Here is an 18,881-nt window from a genome sequence, read left to right as displayed (position 1 = left end):
TTATAAAAACTCATAAAATAAAAGTTCTCAATCTATTATTTTTATTAAATTGTGCCCTCTTAAAAAGGGCTTTAAAGCTTTTTTTATTTATGTTGATTGATATATGAGTTTAATACTACTTACTATTAAAGGAATTTCTTACAGTCAAACACAAAGTGGTGCTTATGCATTGGTTTTGAGTGAGATAGAAGGAACAAGAACTTTACCTATTATTATTGGTGCCTTTGAAGCACAATCTATAGCTATAGCTTTAGAAACAGAAATTAGACCACCAAGACCACTAACTCACGATTTATTTAAGACCTTTTCAGACACTTTTGATATTACTATAAAAGAAGTTATTATTCACAAACTTGTAGATGGTGTTTTCTTTTCTAGTTTAATCTGTGTTAGAGATGGTAAAGAAGAAGTTATAGATACACGTACTTCAGATGCAATTGCAATTGCAGTTCGTTTTGATGCACCTATTTATACTTACGAAAATATTTTAGATAAAGCTGGTATCTATTTAAAGGTAGAAGAAGAACTTGCTATTGAAAATAATTTAGAGCCAAAGCAAGAAAGTTCAACTACATTTGAGTTAGAGGAGGAAGATAAAGTGAATTATGCAGACTTATCTTTAAAAGAATTAAACCAGCAATTAGATACTGCAGTTGCAGATGAAAATTACGAATTAGCTGCAACCATTAGAGACGAAATTAGCAAGCGCTCTTAAAACCTTAGATTTATATTATGAAAAAAATACTTATTGTATTTTTCTGTATTTTCTCAATGTCAACTTTTTCGCAGAATACAGAAGCTGTGGTTGCAACCGCTGAAATTGTTCCAAGTCAAGGTTTTTCTTTTAACAGTCTTTGGAGAGGAGTTTTAGGAATGTTTTCTTTAATAGTAATTGCTTTCTTATTTAGTAGTAATAAAAAAGCAATCGATTGGAAAAAAGTAGGGATTGGTTTATCAATTCAGTTACTTATTGCAATTGGGGTTTTAAAAGTTGTGTTTATTCAAAAGGTTTTTGAATTTATTGGCGGAATTTTTATCGAGATTTTAGAATATACAAAAGCAGGTAGTGAATTCTTGTTTTCAGGAATGGTGGGTGATGTTAATACCTTTGGTTATATTTTTGCTTTTCAAGTTTTACCTACAATCATTTTCTTTTCAGCCTTAACATCATTGTTATTTTACTTAGGTATTATTCAGAAGGTGGTAAAATTGTTAGCCTTGGCTTTGAGTAAAATATTAGGTATTTCTGGAATGGAAAGTTTATCTGTAGCAGGAAATATATTTTTAGGACAAACAGAGGCTCCATTATTAATTAAGGCGTATTTAGATAAAATGAATAGGTCTGAAATGTTGTTGGTAATGATTGGAGGAATGGCTACAGTTGCTGGTGCAGTTTTAGCAGCTTACATAGGCTTTTTAGGAGGTGGAGATAAGACTTTAGAGTTAATATTTGCAAAGCATTTATTAGCAGCTTCAGTAATGGCAGCTCCTGGTGCAATTGTAATTTCTAAAATTTTATATCCGCAAACAGAGGCAGTGAATACAGATGTTACAGTATCTCAAGAAAAAATAGGGTCTAATATTTTAGATGCTATTGCCAACGGTACAACAGAAGGTTTACGATTAGCTGTAAATGTTGGAGCAATGCTTTTAGTATTTGTTGCTGTAATTGCAATGATAAACGGAATTTTAGGTTGGGTAGGTGATATTACAACTTTAAATTCTTGGATGGCAGCAAACACAGCTTATGACAGTTTTTCTCTAGAAGCAATTTTAGGATATTTGTTTGCGCCTTTAATGTGGATGATAGGTGTGGCTTCTGAAGACATGGCTTTAATGGGCCAACTTTTAGGCATAAAATTAGCAGCAAGTGAATTTGTAGGATACATTCAATTAGCGGAGTTAAAAGACGTTGCAAGTGCTACACATTTAACCTTTAATAAATCTATAATTATGGCTACTTACATGCTTTGTGGCTTTGCAAATTTTGCTTCAATTGGTATTCAAATTGGTGGTATAGGTTCTTTAGCACCAAGCCAAAGAAAAACCTTATCAGAATTTGGTGTAAAAGCACTAATAGGTGGTACAATAGCATCTTTAATGTCTGCAACTATTGCAGGTATGATTATTGGTTAAATTAAAATTTATCATTTACTAATAAGTTGATTTTTTATCTTCAATTAGTTAATAACTTTTATACATTTTTTAAAAAGCTTCAACCTTTATAGTTGAAGCTTTTTATATTTTTACACAAAGTCGATAAAAGAATATGAAGCAGTATCATGATTTAGTAAAGCACGTTTTAGAAAACGGAAATGAAAAAGGAGATAGAACAGGAACAGGTACTAAAAGTGTTTTTGGGTATCAAATGCGTTTTGATTTAAGTGAAGGTTTTCCAATGGTTACCACCAAAAAGCTGCATTTAAAAAGTATTGTTTATGAATTATTATGGTTTATTAAAGGAGACACTAATGTAAAATATTTGCAAGAAAATGGTGTTAGAATTTGGAATGAATGGGCAGATGAAAATGGAGATCTAGGACCTGTTTATGGGCATCAATGGCGTAATTGGAATAGTGATGAAGTAGACCAATTAAAAGAAGTTATTGCTACCTTAAAATCAAATCCAAACTCAAGAAGAATGTTAGTTTCTGCATGGAATCCATCAGTATTGCCAGATACTTCTAAATCATTTTCAGAAAATGTAGCGAATGGTAAAGCTGCTTTACCTCCTTGTCATGCATTTTTTCAATTTTATGTTTCAGATGGTAAATTATCTTGTCAATTATACCAAAGAAGTGCAGATATATTTTTAGGTGTGCCTTTTAATATAGCTTCATACGCATTGTTTACAATGATGATGGCACAGGTATGTGGTTATGAGGCAGGTGAATTTATTCACACTTTTGGAGATGCTCATATTTACAATAATCATGTAGAGCAATTAGAGCTGCAATTGTCTAGAGATATTAGACCTTTACCAAAAATGAAATTAAATGCTGCAATTACAAATATCGAAGATTTTACTTTTGATGATTTTGAATTGCAAGACTATAATCCTCATCCTCATATTAAGGGTAAGGTTGCAGTATAATAAACATTTAAAACAAAAAGAGCCTTCAATTAAATTTGAAGGCTCTTTTTGTTTTTCATAGTGATATATATTATAAGCTTAAAACGCTGTTCTCTGCATTAGCATAATCGTTCCAAGCAAAAGCATCTGCTTCTTGATCATTTAAATACTCACCATCAACTAGATACCTAAATTCGTAAGAATTACCAGCCTCTAAATCTACAGTTCCTTTAAAAGAACCGTTTTTTAATTTCTTTAATGGCGTTGCTTCTGTATTCCATTCGTTAAAGTTACCTACAACTGCTGCAGTTTTTGCATCTTCAGCTGGTAAAGTAAATGTTACCTTACATACTGGTTTTGTTTTCAAAAATTTCTTTTTAATAGACATAATTATCAGATTAAATTATGTGGTAAATTTATACAAGTAGTTTTTAAGTACAAATTAAATTTACGTTAAGTCCAAAGTTTTATCACTTTAATAAAATGAGAGTTAATAAAATTAATATTTAGGAAATATATGACCTTAATATTAAAAGAGTCTTAAAATAAAAATACTTTCTTAAGTACTGATAATCAGTAATTTTACTTCGAAAACGTATTCGTGCTTTTGCAATTCTCTTGAAAAAACTACAAAAACGGCAGTTTAAACTGTCTTTTTAGATTATTTTTGTTTTAAACCATTCTAGTATATGATTACAATTATAGCAGCAATTGCAAAGAATAATGCACTTGGTAAAAACAACGATTTAATTTGGCATTTACCTGCAGATTTAAAACGATTTAAAAAAGTTACAACTGGGCATCATATATTAATGGGTAGAAATACTTTTGAATCTATAGGTAGACCTTTACCAAATAGAACAACCATAATTATCACTAAAAACGAAGAATATGTGCAAGAGGGTTGTTTGATTGCAAATAGTGTAGAGCAAGCCTTAGAATTGGCACATGATGATGATCAAATCTTTATTATTGGTGGTGCTCAAGTCTATGAATATGCGATGAAACACGATTTTGCTGATGCTTTAGATATTACTTTAGTACATCATGAATTTGAAGCAGATGTTTATTTCCCTGAAATTGATCCTACAGTTTGGAGAAGGGTAGAAAGAGAAGATTTTATTGCTGATGAAAAAAATAAGTTCGATTACAGTTTTATTAGATATAAAAAAATAGCTAATTAATTCTAGCTCTAAATCCGCCTCCTAAACTCATTTTATATTTTCGTTGTGCAAATATAAAGTAGTTGAAAAGCTTATAATTTACTTCATAACCATAGTCTATTGTTTGTTGATAGTCTATAATATTTTCGTAAATATTAGGGTTAAACTGAAACGAGTTTTGCGCTCTTTGATTCCAAGTAAGTACCCAAGCTCTATTTCTAGCTTCCATATATTTCTGAGAATAAAATCCTTCTGGTTGTGCTATTGAGTTTAAAAAGGTTGTAAAACCTGGATCTATAATGATAATCTCATATTCTAAACTATCATTGGCAATTATTACAGGTTCTTCCTTCTCTACTTCAGTATTATTTAAAGGCGATGAACCACAAGCATAGATTAGAGTGCTAATAATGGCAAATAAGAAAAGGTTTTTTATAAACTTCATAGTTCTTAAAGATACCATTTTTTAATCTCAATTAAAAATATCTAATAAAATCAGTTCAAATTACAGCTTTAAATATTAATTTTAAGAAAATAAATTTACCTTATGAAACACTGTCTAATTTTAGCATCAATTTTTATATTCTTTAGTTCGTGTAAGCAAAATATAGTAGTTGAAAAAACTGATTACAATATTTTAAATGAGCAAGATAGGGCTAGCTTAAAAGATGAATTATTAGAAGATAGGTTTACCAATTTATTACCAGAATTAATGGACAAGGCTGATTTAGATATGTGGCTGTTAATTTCTAGAGAGTATAATGAAGACCCAGTTTTAAAAACCATGCTGCCGGCAACTTGGTTAAATGCTAGAAGAAGAACCATCATTGTGTTTTATAGAGATAAAGAAAATAATACTTTAGAAAGATTGGCAGTTGCAAGGTACAGTATAGGAAAAAGTATAAAATCGGCCTGGAATAAAGAAGAGGAGCCAAACCAATGGAAAGCTTTAGAAAAAATTATTTCAGAAAGAAATCCTAATAAAATAGGATTGAATTATTCTACACATTTTGCCTTAGCAGATGGTTTGGTAAAAACCGATTTTGATGAATTGAACGCAGCAATGCCAACTTCGATTACTTCTAAATTCGTTTCTGCAGAAAAATTGGGTATTGCTTGGATTGAGACAAGAACCAAAAAAGAAATGGAACTGTTTCAAAAACTTGTAAAAATAACACATGACATTATTGATGAAGCTTTTTCTAACAAAACCATTCAGCCAGGTAAAACGTCTACTGAAGATGTAGTTTGGTTTCTAAGACAGAAAGTAACAGATTTGGGCTTAGAGACCTGGTTTCATCCAACCATAGATGTGCAAAGAAATAATGAAGCTCTAAAGTCACATATTGAATCTTTTTCTAAAGCTAAAGATGAAAAAATAATTCAGAATGGAGATTTATTGCATTGCGATTTTGGTATTACTTATATTGGTTTAAACACAGATTGTCAGCAACATGCCTATGTTTTAAAAGATGAGGAAACAGAAGTACCTGACTTTTTAAAAGAAGCCTTTGTGCAAGGAAATAGAGTGCAAGATATTTTGACAGCTAATATGAAATCTGGCCTTACAGGAAATCAAATTTTAGCAAACTCGCTAAAACAAAGTAAAGCAGAAGGTTTAAGACCATCAATTTATACACATCCTTTAGGTAAATATGGGCACAGTGCTGGAACTACAATTGGTATGTGGGACTCTCAAAATGGTGTGCCTTTTAATGGAGATTACCCTCTTCAAAAAAATACAGCTTATGCAATTGAATTAAACACTACTGTTTTTATTAAAGAGTGGAATAAAGACATTAGAATAATGTTAGAAGAAGCAGGTTTTTTTGGTGATGATGTTTTTAGATATGTGAACGAAAGGCAAACAGCAATTAAGCCAATTAAAATCGACTAAATGAAGCAACGCTGTTTTTGGGTAACTGATAGTAAATTATATCAAGATTATCATGATTTTGAATGGGGCGTTCCTGTTTATGATGATGAAACTTTGTTTGAATTTCTGCTTTTAGAAACTTTTCAGGCTGGTTTAAGTTGGATAACCATTTTAAACAAAAGAGAGAATTTTAGAGCAGCTTTTGATAATTTCGATTATCATAAAATTGCGAAATATCCAGAATCTAAATACAATGAGCTACTTCAAAATTCGGGTATTATAAGAAATAAGCTTAAAATTAGAAGTGCCATAACCAATGCTCAATTATTTATAGTTGTTCAAAAAGAATATGGCTCTTTCTCTAGTTATATATGGAGTTTTGTTAACCATCAGCCTATAATTAATAAATTTCATAATAAACAAGATGTACCTGCAACTACAGAATTATCAGATCAAATTTCTAAAGCTTTAAAGAAAAAAGGTTTTAAATTTGTAGGTTCAACAGTGGTTTATGCATTTATGCAAGCAATAGGTATGGTTAATGATCATACTAAGCACTGTTTTAAATATCCTAATTAATGCAAATTTTACAGGTTCCTAAGCAAGATTTAAAAGAGATCATTTCAATTTTTAATAGAGAAATTGGTCGATTTGTGTTTTTCGTATTTGTGCTATTTTTTGACAGTACCTATTTTGCAGAACATGTTTCAGATTCACAAATTTGGATAAACATCTTAATGCTTGCTGGGTTTTTTAAAATGTATTTTAGATCTACACCTAGAGTAAAAGAATTAATGATTTATGCTGTAATTCTGGGTTTTTTAGGTGAATATTTTTTCTCTAGACTCTTAGGAATGTATACATACAGGCTAGAGAATGTACCATTATATGTACCTATTGGCCATGCTGCTTTGTATGGTAGAATTTTTATGTTTAGTAAGGCTTCTGTGGTTAGAAAACATCATAAAGCTATAGAGCAATTGTTTGCAATTGCAATTGGTGTTTTTGCAACTATTTACTTGGCTTTTTTTACAGATTTCTTTGGTTTTGTAATGACCGTTTGTGTGTTTCTTTTACTTTTAAAAAGACCTAAAGACAGGTTGTTTTTTTACTCAATGTATATTTTAGTAGCCATTTTAGAAATAGGGGGTACTGCTTTTGGCTGTTGGAAATGGCCAGAAACTGCATTTGGTGTTTTCGATTTTTTACCAAGTAATAATCCTCCAAGTGGAATAAGTTTATTTTATTTCTTGTTAGATATTAGTTGTTTCTTTATTTACATTCAAGTAAATAACAAAGCTTGGAAACGTTTAAAAAGAAGATTTAGAAAAGATTAATTACCAAAAATTAACCTTATTGCTGTAAAAATAGCAATGATAAGTCCACCATAAATTAATACTTTTTTTCCAGCACCTTTATAATAACGATTATGGTTACCTGTATCTTTTTTGTAGCTTAAGTAAATTAATATCCCAAAAGCTAACACAAAAAATATCATAAACATAATTCTGCCAGTTGTAAAGTAAGCATTAAAAATCATGAGGTTTATCTTTATAAGTTTTATAAATAATACACAATTTAGCTCTTCTTATCTGAATTAGAATTTCTATATTGTTACTTGCAAAATTACAAAATTATATACCAATTCTTAACCTTTAAAGGTATAGAACTTTAAAACAATCTTTTAAAATGAAAAATAAAATAGCGGCTGTACATGCATTTCACGGTGCATTTAAATTAAACATTCAAAATTCACCTACTGTAGATATTTCTGAGGATAGAAAACAACTACGTTATGAATTAATGAAAGAGGAAAATGAAGAATATTTAGAAGCTGCCAAAAATAATGATTTAATAGAGGTTGCAGATGCTTTAGGAGATATGTTGTACATTTTATGTGGTACCATAATTGAGCATGGAATGCAAGATAAAATAGAAGAAGTCTTTAACGAAATTCAAAATTCTAATATGAGTAAATTGGGTGAAGATGGAGAACCGATTTATAGAGAAGATGGTAAAGTTTTAAAAGGCCCAAATTATTTTAGACCTAATATAAAAGCCATTCTAGAAAAGTAAAAATTAGATTTTCACTTTATATAAACAAAAAAGCATCAATAAAAATTGATGCTTTTTTTGATATTTAAAAAATTATAGATTAAACCATAACCCTCCATCCATAAGGATCTTCTGTTTTATTAGTTTGAATATCTGTAATCAATTTTTTCAATTTTTGAGCATAAGGGTTTTCCAGTTCTGGTAAATCAAAATCATTTTCTTGATATCCAAAACCAGCAATTGGTGAGATAACTGCAGCTGTTCCAGCTCCGAACATTTCTTTTAAACTACCGTTTTTTGCAGCTTCAACAACTTCGCCAACAGAAATTTTTCTAACTTCTGTTTGTATGCCATTGTCTTCAGCAATCTGCAAAATGCTTTTACGAGTAATTCCGTCTAAAATTCTATCACTTGTAGGGCTGGTAATTAAAGTATCGTTAATTCTAACAAAGATGTTCATTGCACCAGCTTCCTCTATATATTGGTGAGTATTATCATCTGTCCAAATTACCTGATTGTATCCCTTTTCTATAGCTAGTTGTGTTGGGTAAAACTGTGCAGCATAATTACCCCCAGCTTTAGCATAACCTACACCACCATTTGCAGCTCTAGCATATTTTTCTTCAATTAATACTTTTACTTTACCAGCAAAGTATGCACCTGAAGGCGCAGTACAAATTACAAACTTGTAAGCATCTGCAGGAGAAGCATGAAAACCATTTCCTGTTGCAAACATAAATGGTCTTATGTATAAAGAACTACCTTCGTTAGTAGGTATCCAAGCACTATCTATTTCTAAAAGTTTCTTTAAACCATCCATAAAAATATCCTCTGGTATTTGAGGTATTACCAAACGTTCAGCAGATTTATTCAAACGCTTGCAGTTTTCTAATGGTCTAAAAAGCATCATGTTTCCTTCAGCATCTTTGTAGGCTTTCATACCCTCAAAAATAGACTGTCCATAATGAAAAATCTTTGCAGAAGGATCTAATGAAATTGGTGCAAAAGGCTCAACTTTTGGAGTTTGCCATTTACCATCTACAAAATCACAAGTTAACATATGATCAGAATATACACTTCCAAAAGGTAAATTGTTAAAATCAACAGAATCAATCTTTGATTTTTCTACACGTTGAATTTCTATATTTGATGTCATTTTAAGTTAATTTTTAGACTGCAAATGTACATAATTTATTTATCCAATTCTTATACAAAGACCTAGTTTTGTTGTTAAATTTATTACTTTTGTAACGAATATGTTAAATAATTATAAGATGAAAAATGTAATCCAATTATGTGTTGTTCTTTTATTAGTAGCAACTGCTTGTAAGACTGAAAAAACTGAAACAAAAAATGTAGAGGTAGTTGCTGATAATTACAATTCTTTTGGAGATAAAATAAATGATGAAGCTGTGATGACTTCAGAAGAAATGTTGGCCAAGTTCGAAAACATGAATGTTGGTGATACTATCAATGCAAAATTTACATCTACAATTAATGAGGTTTGTTCTAAAAAAGGTTGTTGGATGAAATTACCTTTAGATGCTGAAACCGAAACTATGGTTCGTTTTAAAGATTACGGATTTTTTATGCCTTTAGATGCTGCAGAAAAAGAAGTGATTGTAGCTGGTAAAGCCTTTGTTAAAGAAACTTCTGTAGATGAATTGAGACACTATGCAGAAGATGCAGGTAAAACTGAAGAGGAAATAGCTTTAATCACTGAGCCTAAGAAGGAATTTGCTTTTGAAGCTAATGGTGTTTTAATGAAGAAATAATTTTTATTGAAAAGAGAAATATTTATAACCTCAGACGGTTCTACTAGTATTCATCTTCCAGATTGGGATGAGCAATATCATTCTAAACATGGTGCAATACAAGAGGCAAAACACGTTTTTATAAAAACAGGTTTGCACAAATACCTAGAAAAAAACACAAATCAATTGGCTATTTTAGAAATTGGTTTTGGTACTGGGTTAAATGCATTTATTACCTATTTAGAAACAAAAAGTAAAAATATTTCTATTTCATATGTGGGTGCAGAAGCTTACCCAATTGCAAAAGATGAGGTGATAAGTTTAAATTATGTTTCTGAGTTAAAAGCAGAAGAATTTAAAGATGATTTTAATTTGATGCATAACATCTCTTGGGAAGAAAATCATAAAATATCAGATTCTTTTAGTTTACTAAAAAGAAAACAGTTTTTTCAAGGCATAGATGATGTAGCTTCTTTTGATTTGATTTATTTTGATGCTTTTGGAGCAAAGAATCAACCAGAATTATGGACAGAAGCTATTTTTAAGAAAATGTATACTGCTTTAAAACAAGGTGGAATTTTAACTACCTATTCAGCAAAAGGTAGCGTTAGAAGAGCAATGCAGGCTGTAGGATTTATAGTAGAAAGATTAGAAGGCCCACCAGGAAAAAGAGAAATGTTAAGAGCAACTAAAAGCTAAATAAAACAATGGAGTTTAAAAGAAAATTTGGTAGAAAAAAAGAGTCAAAACCTAAAAAGGGTTTATTTCTAATACTATTATTAGCCATTATTTTGTTTTTGTGGTTTAATGCAGAATCACTTTTAAATTCTTTATTCAATTAATATTTGGCAACTGAAAAAATAATTTTAGGTATAGATCCAGGTACTACAATTATGGGGTTTGGTCTCATAAAAATTGTAGGTAAAAAGATGGAGTTTATTCAAATGAATGAATTGATTCTAAAAAAATACGATGATCATTATTTAAAACTTAAATTGATTTTTGAAAGAACTATAGAACTTATTGATACCTATCATCCAGATGAGATTGCAATTGAAGCGCCCTTTTTTGGTAAGAATGTACAATCTATGTTAAAGTTAGGTAGAGCACAAGGTGTAGCTATGGCTGCAGGTTTGTCTAGAGAAATACCGATTACGGAATACCTTCCAAAAAAAATAAAAATGGCAATTACAGGAAATGGAAATGCCAGTAAAGAGCAAGTAGCTTTAATGCTAAAATCGTTACTTAATTTAAAAACGCTTCCTAAAAATCTAGATGCTACAGATGGTTTAGCAGCAGCAGTTTGTCACTATTTCAATTCAGGTAAAGTGGTTGGTGGTAAAAATTATTCTGGTTGGGCAAGTTTTGTGAAGCAGAACGAAAAACGAGTAAAAAAATGAGTGGAATATACATACATATCCCATTTTGTAAACAAGCTTGTTATTACTGCAACTTTTATTTTTCTACATCTTTAAGAAAGAAAACAGAACTTTTAGATTGTTTAGCTAAAGAAATTGTTTTACGTAAAGATGAATTAAATAATGATGTTGTAGAAACCATTTATTTTGGTGGTGGTACACCAAGCATTTTATCTACTCAAGAAATCAATAATTTAATTGAAACGGTTTATGAAAACTTTAAAGTTGTTGATAATCCAGAAATTACGCTAGAAGCAAATCCTGATGATTTATCAGAAGAAAAAATAATAGAATTAGCAGCTTCTAAAATAAACAGATTGAGTATTGGTGTGCAGTCTTTTTTTGAAAGAGATTTAAAATTAATGAATAGAGCACATAATGCAGAAGAATCTAAAAAATGTTTAGAAATTGCAGCACAATATTTCTCTAATATTTCTGTAGATTTAATCTATGGTATTCCTGATTGTTCTAATGAACAATGGACAGAAAATATACATACAGCATTAAGTTATGGAGTTCCACACATTTCTAGTTACGCTTTAACAGTAGAACCAGATACAGCTTTAGAGCGTTTTATAGATAAAGGTGTTATTAAAAATGTTGATGATGATAAAGCAGAAGAACAATTTCTGATACTTACAGATGAGCTAAATGCAGCTGGTTTTATTCATTATGAACTTTCCAATTTTGGTAAAGAAGATTTTTTCAGCAAAAATAATTCGGCTTATTGGTTAGGCAAATCTTATTTGGGGATTGGGCCTGCAGCACATTCTTTTGATGGTGTTCAACGTAGTTGGAATGTGCAGAACAATACCAAATACATTAAAAATATTCTAGAAAACGAATTACCAATACAAAGAGAAGTTTTATCTGTAACAGACAGGTATAATGAATATGTAATGACTGGTTTACGAACAATTTGGGGTGTTTCATTACAAAGAGTTGAATCGCAATTCGGAAAAAATTACGCCAAATATTTACAAATGCAAGCACAGAAATATATAGATCAAGAATTACTTTTCATTGCAGATGAAGTGCTAAAAACTACTAGAAAAGGAAAATTTTTATCTGATGGTTTGGCCTCTGACTTGTTTATGCTAAATTTAAAATAATCAATAATTAAAATTACTCAATCACAATTTTTATAGATGAAAGCAACCATTGAATATAACTCAAGAAAAATAGAAATTGATGTTTCAAAACCTATAGATATTTCAATTGCTATAGATGTTAGCAAGCGAAATGTAAACGCTTGGTATTTAGACGATCCAAAAATTTTTCCAGAAGAAGTTGATGGTGAAAATATCTCTGTAGAAAATGGTGCAGTAGTAAACTTTAATTCAATTCATTTTAATCCTCATTCGCATATTACGCATACAGAATGTGTTGGTCATATCACAGAAAAAGTACATTCAGTAAATCAGAATTTAAAGCATTATTTTCATTTAGCAGAGCTTATTACCATTGCTCCAATAGAGGTTGATGGAGATTTAGTTATTGCAACTAAGCAATTAAAAATGGCTTTAAGAAATAAAAAGAGAGATGCTGTTATAATACGAACCTTACCCAATCTTACAGACAAAAAGAGCATGAAGTATTCGAACACAAATCCTACCTATTTGTTAGAAGAAACAGCTGTGTTTTTAAAAGAAAAAGGAATAAAGCATTTGTTGGTAGATTTACCTTCTGTAGATAAAGAAAAAGATGAAGGTAAATTGTTAGCACATAATGCATTTTGGAACACAGATGGGCCTTTACGAATGGATGCAACCATCACAGAGTTTATTTATGTACCAAATGAAGTAACTGATGGTGAATATTTGTTAAACCTAATGGTTGCACCCTTTGAGAATGATGCTACACCAAGTAAACCAATTTTGTATAAAATTAACAAGTAAATGAAACCCAAATCATCTAAGAGAAAATATTGGTTATATATACCTTTAATAGCTTTAATTCTTGCAATCAATAGTGTAGTATATTCAGATATTTTTGTTGATGATTTAAAGGTTGAATATGCCAATCAATACTCTAAATTTATAGAGATTGATGGTATGCAAGTACATTACAGAATTGAAGGAGAAGGTTTTCCAATCGTTTTAATTCATGGTACAGCCTCTTCTTTGCATACTTGGGATGCTTGGACTAAAGAATTAAAGAAAACCAATACCATAATTAGAATGGATTTGCCTGCTTTTGGTTTAACAGGTCCAAATAAAACCGCAGATTATTCTATAAAATCATACACCACCTTTTTAGATCAATTTTTAAACGAAATAGCAATCCATAGTTTTCATTTGGCAGGTAATTCTTTAGGAGGAAATATTGCTTGGAATTATGCAGCAGAACATCCTAATAAAGTCGATAAACTAATTTTGGTAGACGCTAGTGGATTGCCAACCAATAAACCACAACCAGCTGTGTTTAAAATGGCAAAAACACCAGTTGTAAGCAATTTGTTTTTATATGTAACTCCAAAGTTTTTCATCAATAAAAACATGCAAGAGGTTTATGCTGATGATACAAAAATTACAGATGATTTAGTTAGTAGATATCATAAAATGGCATTAAGAGAAGGCAACAGACAAGCCTTTATAGATAGAGCAAGAATGGATTTTAAATTGGGCTCTAAAGCAAATATTGATAAGCTAAAGAGCATACAAAATTCAACCTTATTAATTTGGGGAGCACAAGATAATTGGATTCCATTAGACAATGGAAAACGTATGGATAGTGTTATGCATAACTCTAAATTGGTAGTTTTAGAAAATTCTGGGCATGTTCCTATGGAAGAAAATCCTGAAGAGAGTTTAGCGATATTTAAGCAGTATATTAATGATTAAAAGATCGTTTAAAAACTTTAGATTATTAGTAATAAGTATTAGTGCAGGTTCTGTATTCTCTTATATGGAATTTTCTCAAAGAGTCAATGATACAGTTGCATTGTTGGCAGATAGTAATTCTAGTAAGGGATTAGGTTTTTATATTACAATACATATTGCTAAATATGTAGCATTAATTTTTAGTCTTGTTGCTTTTACTATTTTTTTAAAAGTAATTTTCAAAAAGGATAAAAACTGACCTTTATTCGAAGTGTACATCTATTAAAAAGGCATTTTAAGTCTATCCTAATTACTGTTTTTTTATTTAAAACCATTTCTTCTTCCTAAAGTACCAAACACAAAGAATGGTAACCAATAGCATTATTCCTAATAAAATAAAATAGCCGTATTTAAATTTGAGTTCTGGCATATACTCAAAGTTCATTCCGTAAATTCCTGCTAAAAATGTTAAAGGAATAAAAATAACAGAAAGAATAGTAAGCGTTTTCATTACTTCATTTAAACGATGACCTTGAATACTAAAAATTAAATTGATTTTACTTTCTAGTTCTTGCAATTCAAAATCGATATTCGAAATTAAATTATTCGTTTGTTCTTTTAGTTCACCAAAATACCTAGTGTTAAAACCTTCAATTTTTACACTTTCTAATTTAATAATAGTATCTCTTAAACTTAGAGTTGCTTTTTTAAAATTAAACAATTCTTGTTTTCTTTTTTCTACTAAAGACGTAAATTCTGGTGTAGGCTTTATATTACTTGCATCTAAGATATCACTACTTATTTCTTCGTGTTTTTGATAGGTTTCTAGGTAATTGTCAATGATAGATTCTATCAACAAAAACAATAAATAGGCTATTTTTTTCTTTCTAACAATACCTTTATTACCTTCTAAACGCTTGCGAATCCAATCAAAATAATCACCTTTTTTTTCTTGTATACTCCATAAAAAATCGGTGTTTAAAATAAAGATCATTTGTTCAGAATCTAAATTAGAATCTTCGGTTTTTAAAACTCTAATGGAAACAAAAAGCATGTTTTCTAAAGTAATTACTTTGTTAGAATGTTCTTTGTCCATCAATAATTTAATCAAAAAATCATCCAATTTATTTTTTAGAATAACTTCTTTAAAACAACCTAAAAACTCAAGTCCGTATGTATTTACCCAAACATTTTCTACTGGTTTTTGATGCAAGTCTACACTAGAAAGTGTATCGAACTCACTTTTTCTATATGTGCTTTCTGTATAGCTTATAAAATTGGTGTTTTTAAGAAATTCGTTTTCTTGCATTATTTTGTTTTTTGATAGTTAAAGATACTTTTTTAAATTGTATTTTCAACTTAACAAAATAGTTTTATGAACATAGAACAATTAAGAGATTATTGCATTTCAAAAAAAGGTGTCACAGAGCATTTTCCTTTTGATGAGGTTACTTTGGTGTTTAAAGTAATGCACAAAATGTTTGCTTTGGTAGGCTTAAATCATTGTGAAAATGGTGATCAGAAAATTAACTTAAAATGTAATCCTGAAAAAGCATTAGAATTAAGAGCTGAGTTTGATGGAGTTTCTGCTGGCTTTCATATGAATAAAAAGCATTGGAACACTGTACTTATAAATGATTCGGATGTTTCAGATCAATTGGTTTTTCAATTAATCGACCATTCTTATGATTTGGTTGTTCAAGGACTAACCAAAAAAGCGAAAGCTGAATTAGAAAATTTGTAATATGACAAAAAGTGAGCTTAGAAAAATATATAAAGAAAAAAGACAACAATTGTCTGCTAATATAATTCAGCAATTTACCTCTAATATTTATGAGCAAGTATATAATTTAGATATTTCTCAAGTAAAAACTGCTCATATTTTCTTGACTTTAAAAAAGTTTAAAGAGATTGATACAACACCAATTATCGATTATTTAAGAAGTAAAAATATTAAAATTGTAGTTTCGAAAAGTGATTTCACCAACAATACATTGTCTCATTTTTATTTAGAAAAAGACACACAAATTGAACTGAATAAATACGAAATTCCTGAACCCAAAAATGCAATTCAGGCAAAAGAAACAGATTTAGATTTAGTATTTGTGCCTCTTTTAATTTCTGATGAAAATAACTTCAGAGTTGGATATGGAAAAGGTTTTTACGATCGATTTTTAGCGAAATGTAGAAAAGATGTAATCACAGTTGGTCTTAATTTTTTTAAACCTGTTGATGAAATTACTGATAAAAATGAGTTCGATATTCCACTAGATAAAGTCATTTATCCTAAAAACTAGTCCTACCAATTATTTAGCACATCACTTTTCAATAAATAGTTTGGGTTAGGGCAAATTTCTTTCCAAAAATCAATTTCGCTTTCTAAAGCAACACCAGGAAAATCATTTTTGTAATCTAATAAAGTTAGCATTACTTGAAAATGCAAATGAGGAACCCATGCACCATTTTCATCATAGTTACCTAAATCACCTATTTTATCACCTTTTTTGAGCTTACTTCCCACACTATATTTTTTCAAACTTTCTTCAGACAAATGCCCATATAAAGTATAAAAAGTAAAATCATCTAACTTGTGTTTTAAGATTACAAAACCTCCATAGCCTTTGTGCGATTTTTGATGCACAGCACAAATTATTTCTCCATCTAAAAACGCATGAACAGAAGTGCCAGCAGCCAACCAAAAATCAACACCTAAATGTATGTTTCTTTTGGCTGTAGAATTTTCTGCATTATAAATATCTGATGTGTATAAAGATCGTTTTTCTAAATAACCGCCAGTAATTATGGCTTTATTGTTTTCTGCTTGAATTTCAGCTAGTTTTCCTTCAAAATAAGTAGGGTTATTAAATTCAGCTTCTGTTCTTACAATGGTATTTTCTTTGCTTAAATCTATATGACAAATTTCTGTTTTACCAATTGTCGGAAACAAATCTGTTAATGAAAAATTATAATTTTTAGCCCAATTTTTGAACTTTTCATGCTGTACTTTTCTATCCATATTCAAAAATATAATATTCTATTTACATTTTAATATATCCTCTTTCTATTATTTGTAATTTTGTGTAAAAGCACTCAAAGATGATCATTCAAGGGAACATAGTCGATATTCAAAATCGTAATATTTTTAAAGGAGAAATAGAGGTAAAAGGCGATAAGATTATAGCTATTTGTGAATCAAATCATACCAATGAAAACTATATTATTCCTGGCTTTGTAGATGCACATATTCATATTGAAAGCTCTATGCTTGTGCCTTCTGAATTTGCAAAAATTGCGGTTGTTCATGGTACAGTAGCCACAGTTTCAGATCCTCACGAAATTGCAAATGTATTAGGTGTAAAGGGTGTAGATTTTATGATTGAAAATGGAAAAAAAGTTCCGTTAAAATTCAATTTTGGAGCACCAAGTTGTGTGCCAGCAACTTCCTTTGAAAGTGCAGGAGCTATTATTAATGCTGATGACATCAAAATAATGATGGAAAATTCAGACATTAAATATTTAGCAGAGATGATGAATTATCCAGGTGTTTTATTTGATGATGAAGAAGTTTTGGCTAAAATTCAACACGCAAAAAACAACCAAAAGCCTATAGATGGGCATGGACCTGGTTTACGAGGTGAAGATGTTAGTAAATATATTGCAGCTGGTATTTCTACAGATCACGAATGTTTTTCTTTTGAGGAAGCAAAAGAGAAGCTAGAAAAAGGAATGAAAGTGATTATTAGAGAAGGTTCTGCTGCCAAAAACTTTGAAGCTTTAATTGAGCTACTGCCAGACAATTTTGAAAATATGATGTTTTGTTCTGATGATAAACATCCAGATGATTTATTATTAGGTCACATTAATCAGTTGTGCGAAAGAGCAGTAGCTAAGGGGGTTGACGTTTTTAAAGTTCTGCAGGCTGCATGTGTGAATCCTGTTAAGCATTATAATTTAGACGTTGGTTTACTTCAGAAAAATGATTTTGCCGATTTTATAGTGGTGGATGATTTAAAGCATTTTAATGTATTAGAAACGTATATTAATGGTGAATTAGTAGCCAAAAACGGAGCTTCTTTTGTAAAACATGTACCTTTTGAAGTGTTAAACAATTTTAATACTAACTTAAAGAAAGTGGAAGATTTTATGTTTGAATCTTCATCATCAAAAATTAGGGTAATTGAAGCTTTGGATGGAGAATTGGTGACTAATAAAATTGAAGTAGCATCTTTAATAGAAAATGGAAACTTAGTTTCCAATACAGCTACTGATGTTTTAAAAATGACAGTTGTAAACCGTTATAAAAATGCTGATCCTTCAATTGCATTTATTAAAAATTTCGGTTTAAAAGAAGGGGCAATAGCAAGTTCTGTTGGGCATGATTCTCATAACATAATCGCTGTTGGAGTTTCAGATGAAATGATTTGTAAAGCTGTAAATTTAATCATTAAAAATAGAGGTGGAGTTTGTGCAGTTACTGCATCTAAAGAAAAAATAGTCTCTTTACCTTTTGCAGGAATTATGTCAGACAAACCAGCCAAAGAAATTGGAGAAGCCTATGCAGCTTTAGACAAAATGGCAAAAGAATTAGGTAGCCAATTAAAGGCACCTTATATGAGTTTGTCTTTTATGGCACTTTTGGTGATACCTTCTTTAAAATTGTCAGATAAAGGTTTGTTTGATGGCACTAGCTTCAAGTTTACCTCTCTTGAAGTAAATTAAA

The 18,881-nt window shown here is 30.1% G+C and carries 23 protein-coding genes; 18 read left to right on the top strand and 5 right to left on the bottom strand.

Features of this window, described 5'->3' with window-relative positions; genetic code table 11:
• The first annotated feature begins 103 nt into the window (after positions 1-103).
• The 3 genes from V7R38_RS01500 to V7R38_RS01490 all read left to right on the top strand — a co-directional run bounded on the left by V7R38_RS01500 (position 104) and on the right by V7R38_RS01490 (position 3,094).
• Positions 104-715 (top strand): bifunctional nuclease family protein, encoded by a 612-nt coding sequence (locus V7R38_RS01500; protein WP_015482116.1) that lies wholly within the window; start codon positions 104-106, stop codon positions 713-715.
• Positions 716-771: 56 nt separating this feature from the next.
• Positions 772-2,136 carry a NupC/NupG family nucleoside CNT transporter gene (locus tag V7R38_RS01495; protein WP_438825590.1) on the top strand — a complete coding sequence of 455 codons (1,365 nt, stop codon included), beginning with the start codon at positions 772-774 and terminating at the stop codon, positions 2,134-2,136.
• A 133-nt stretch (positions 2,137-2,269) separates the two neighbouring features.
• Positions 2,270-3,094 (top strand): thymidylate synthase, encoded by an 825-nt coding sequence (locus V7R38_RS01490; protein ID WP_334055753.1) that lies wholly within the window; start codon positions 2,270-2,272, stop codon positions 3,092-3,094.
• Positions 3,095-3,164: 70 nt separating this feature from the next.
• Here the strand turns inward: V7R38_RS01490 and V7R38_RS01485 are convergent, their stop codons facing one another.
• Positions 3,165-3,461 carry an isoamylase early set domain-containing protein gene (locus V7R38_RS01485; protein WP_334055752.1) on the bottom strand — a complete coding sequence of 99 codons (297 nt, stop codon included), beginning with the start codon at positions 3,459-3,461 and terminating at the stop codon, positions 3,165-3,167.
• A 301-nt stretch (positions 3,462-3,762) separates the two neighbouring features.
• Between V7R38_RS01485 and V7R38_RS01480 the strand changes: the two genes are divergently transcribed.
• On the top strand, positions 3,763-4,257 hold the full coding sequence (locus V7R38_RS01480) for a dihydrofolate reductase (RefSeq protein WP_334055751.1): 495 nt from the start codon (positions 3,763-3,765) through the stop codon (positions 4,255-4,257).
• Here the strand turns inward: V7R38_RS01480 and V7R38_RS01475 are convergent.
• Positions 4,250-4,681, bottom strand: coding sequence for a DUF6146 family protein (locus tag V7R38_RS01475; RefSeq protein WP_334055750.1), 432 nt, complete (start codon positions 4,679-4,681; stop codon positions 4,250-4,252). The two genes, V7R38_RS01480 and V7R38_RS01475, sit on opposite strands and share 8 nt — an antisense overlap.
• Positions 4,682-4,783: 102 nt before the next feature.
• Here V7R38_RS01475 and V7R38_RS01470 point away from each other — a divergent pair, with 102 nt between their 5' ends.
• From V7R38_RS01470 to V7R38_RS01455, 4 genes are all read left to right on the top strand, one after another.
• Positions 4,784-6,133, top strand: coding sequence for a M24 family metallopeptidase (locus tag V7R38_RS01470; protein ID WP_334055749.1), 1,350 nt, complete (start codon positions 4,784-4,786; stop codon positions 6,131-6,133).
• Positions 6,134-6,691 (top strand): DNA-3-methyladenine glycosylase I, encoded by a 558-nt coding sequence (locus tag V7R38_RS01465; protein ID WP_334055748.1) that lies wholly within the window; start codon positions 6,134-6,136, stop codon positions 6,689-6,691.
• Positions 6,691-7,449, top strand: a complete 759-nt coding sequence (locus V7R38_RS01460) for a hypothetical protein (protein ID WP_334055747.1) — start codon at positions 6,691-6,693, stop codon at positions 7,447-7,449. The genes V7R38_RS01465 and V7R38_RS01460 overlap by 1 nt, the downstream gene beginning before the upstream one ends.
• A 352-nt stretch (positions 7,450-7,801) precedes the next feature.
• A complete protein-coding gene (locus tag V7R38_RS01455; protein WP_334055746.1) occupies positions 7,802-8,188 on the top strand; it encodes a nucleoside triphosphate pyrophosphohydrolase family protein in 387 nt (128 codons plus the stop codon).
• A gap of 79 nt (positions 8,189-8,267) precedes the next feature.
• Here V7R38_RS01455 and V7R38_RS01450 read toward each other — a convergent pair whose 3' ends face one another.
• Positions 8,268-9,323: a branched-chain amino acid aminotransferase gene (locus V7R38_RS01450; protein ID WP_015482127.1), complete on the bottom strand. Its 1,056-nt coding sequence runs from the start codon at positions 9,321-9,323 to the stop codon at positions 8,268-8,270.
• A 118-nt stretch (positions 9,324-9,441) separates the two neighbouring features.
• On the opposite strand from V7R38_RS01450, the gene V7R38_RS01445 reads away from it, so the two are divergent.
• The 7 genes from V7R38_RS01445 (at position 9,442) to V7R38_RS01415 (ending at position 14,420) form a co-directional block, all read left to right on the top strand.
• Positions 9,442-9,942, top strand: coding sequence for a DUF4920 domain-containing protein (locus tag V7R38_RS01445; RefSeq protein ID WP_334055745.1), 501 nt, complete (start codon positions 9,442-9,444; stop codon positions 9,940-9,942).
• Positions 9,943-9,948: 6 nt separating this feature from the next.
• Positions 9,949-10,620 carry a tRNA (5-methylaminomethyl-2-thiouridine)(34)-methyltransferase MnmD gene (gene mnmD, locus V7R38_RS01440; RefSeq protein WP_334055744.1) on the top strand — a complete coding sequence of 224 codons (672 nt, stop codon included), beginning with the start codon at positions 9,949-9,951 and terminating at the stop codon, positions 10,618-10,620.
• A 146-nt stretch (positions 10,621-10,766) separates the two neighbouring features.
• Positions 10,767-11,321, top strand: coding sequence for a crossover junction endodeoxyribonuclease RuvC (ruvC, locus tag V7R38_RS01435; RefSeq protein ID WP_334055743.1), 555 nt, complete (start codon positions 10,767-10,769; stop codon positions 11,319-11,321).
• Positions 11,318-12,451 (top strand): radical SAM family heme chaperone HemW, encoded by a 1,134-nt coding sequence (hemW, locus tag V7R38_RS01430; RefSeq protein WP_334055742.1) that lies wholly within the window; start codon positions 11,318-11,320, stop codon positions 12,449-12,451. The genes ruvC and hemW overlap by 4 nt, the downstream gene beginning before the upstream one ends.
• Before the next feature lie 36 nt (positions 12,452-12,487).
• Positions 12,488-13,237, top strand: a complete 750-nt coding sequence (locus tag V7R38_RS01425; protein ID WP_334055741.1) for a cyclase family protein — start codon at positions 12,488-12,490, stop codon at positions 13,235-13,237.
• Entirely contained in the window at positions 13,238-14,182 is a 945-nt protein-coding gene (locus tag V7R38_RS01420; RefSeq protein ID WP_334055740.1) for an alpha/beta fold hydrolase, read from the top strand. It begins immediately after the preceding gene.
• Entirely contained in the window at positions 14,175-14,420 is a 246-nt protein-coding gene (locus V7R38_RS01415) for a hypothetical protein (RefSeq protein ID WP_334055739.1), read from the top strand. The genes V7R38_RS01420 and V7R38_RS01415 overlap by 8 nt, the downstream gene beginning before the upstream one ends.
• A gap of 66 nt (positions 14,421-14,486) precedes the next feature.
• On the opposite strand, the gene V7R38_RS01410 is transcribed toward V7R38_RS01415, so the two are convergent.
• Complete coding sequence (locus tag V7R38_RS01410) at positions 14,487-15,470, bottom strand: magnesium and cobalt transport protein CorA (protein ID WP_334055738.1); 984 nt, start codon at positions 15,468-15,470, stop codon at positions 14,487-14,489.
• Positions 15,471-15,536: 66 nt separating this feature from the next.
• Here V7R38_RS01410 and V7R38_RS01405 point away from each other — a divergent pair, with 66 nt between their 5' ends.
• A complete protein-coding gene (locus V7R38_RS01405) occupies positions 15,537-15,905 on the top strand; it encodes an MmcQ/YjbR family DNA-binding protein (protein WP_334055737.1) in 369 nt (122 codons plus the stop codon).
• Position 15,906: 1 nt separating this feature from the next.
• The gene (locus V7R38_RS01400) at positions 15,907-16,458 is read left to right on the top strand and encodes a 5-formyltetrahydrofolate cyclo-ligase (protein ID WP_334055736.1); all 552 of its coding nucleotides are present in this window, start codon (positions 15,907-15,909) and stop codon (positions 16,456-16,458) included.
• 2 nt (positions 16,459-16,460) lie between these two features.
• Here the strand turns inward: V7R38_RS01400 and V7R38_RS01395 are convergent, their stop codons facing one another.
• Positions 16,461-17,177 carry a peptidoglycan DD-metalloendopeptidase family protein gene (locus V7R38_RS01395; protein ID WP_334055735.1) on the bottom strand — a complete coding sequence of 239 codons (717 nt, stop codon included), beginning with the start codon at positions 17,175-17,177 and terminating at the stop codon, positions 16,461-16,463.
• An 80-nt stretch (positions 17,178-17,257) separates the two neighbouring features.
• Here V7R38_RS01395 and ade point away from each other — a divergent pair, with 80 nt between their 5' ends.
• Positions 17,258-18,880, top strand: a complete 1,623-nt coding sequence (gene ade / locus V7R38_RS01390; protein WP_334055734.1) for an adenine deaminase — start codon at positions 17,258-17,260, stop codon at positions 18,878-18,880.
• The last annotated feature ends 1 nt before the right edge of the window (position 18,881 follow it).

Origin of the sequence: Polaribacter sp. P097 (assembly GCF_036864555.1) — a bacterium.
Taxonomy (GTDB): domain Bacteria; phylum Bacteroidota; class Bacteroidia; order Flavobacteriales; family Flavobacteriaceae; genus Polaribacter.
Note: the sequence above shows the minus strand (reverse complement) of the source record. Positions and strands in the feature narration are given on the sequence as shown.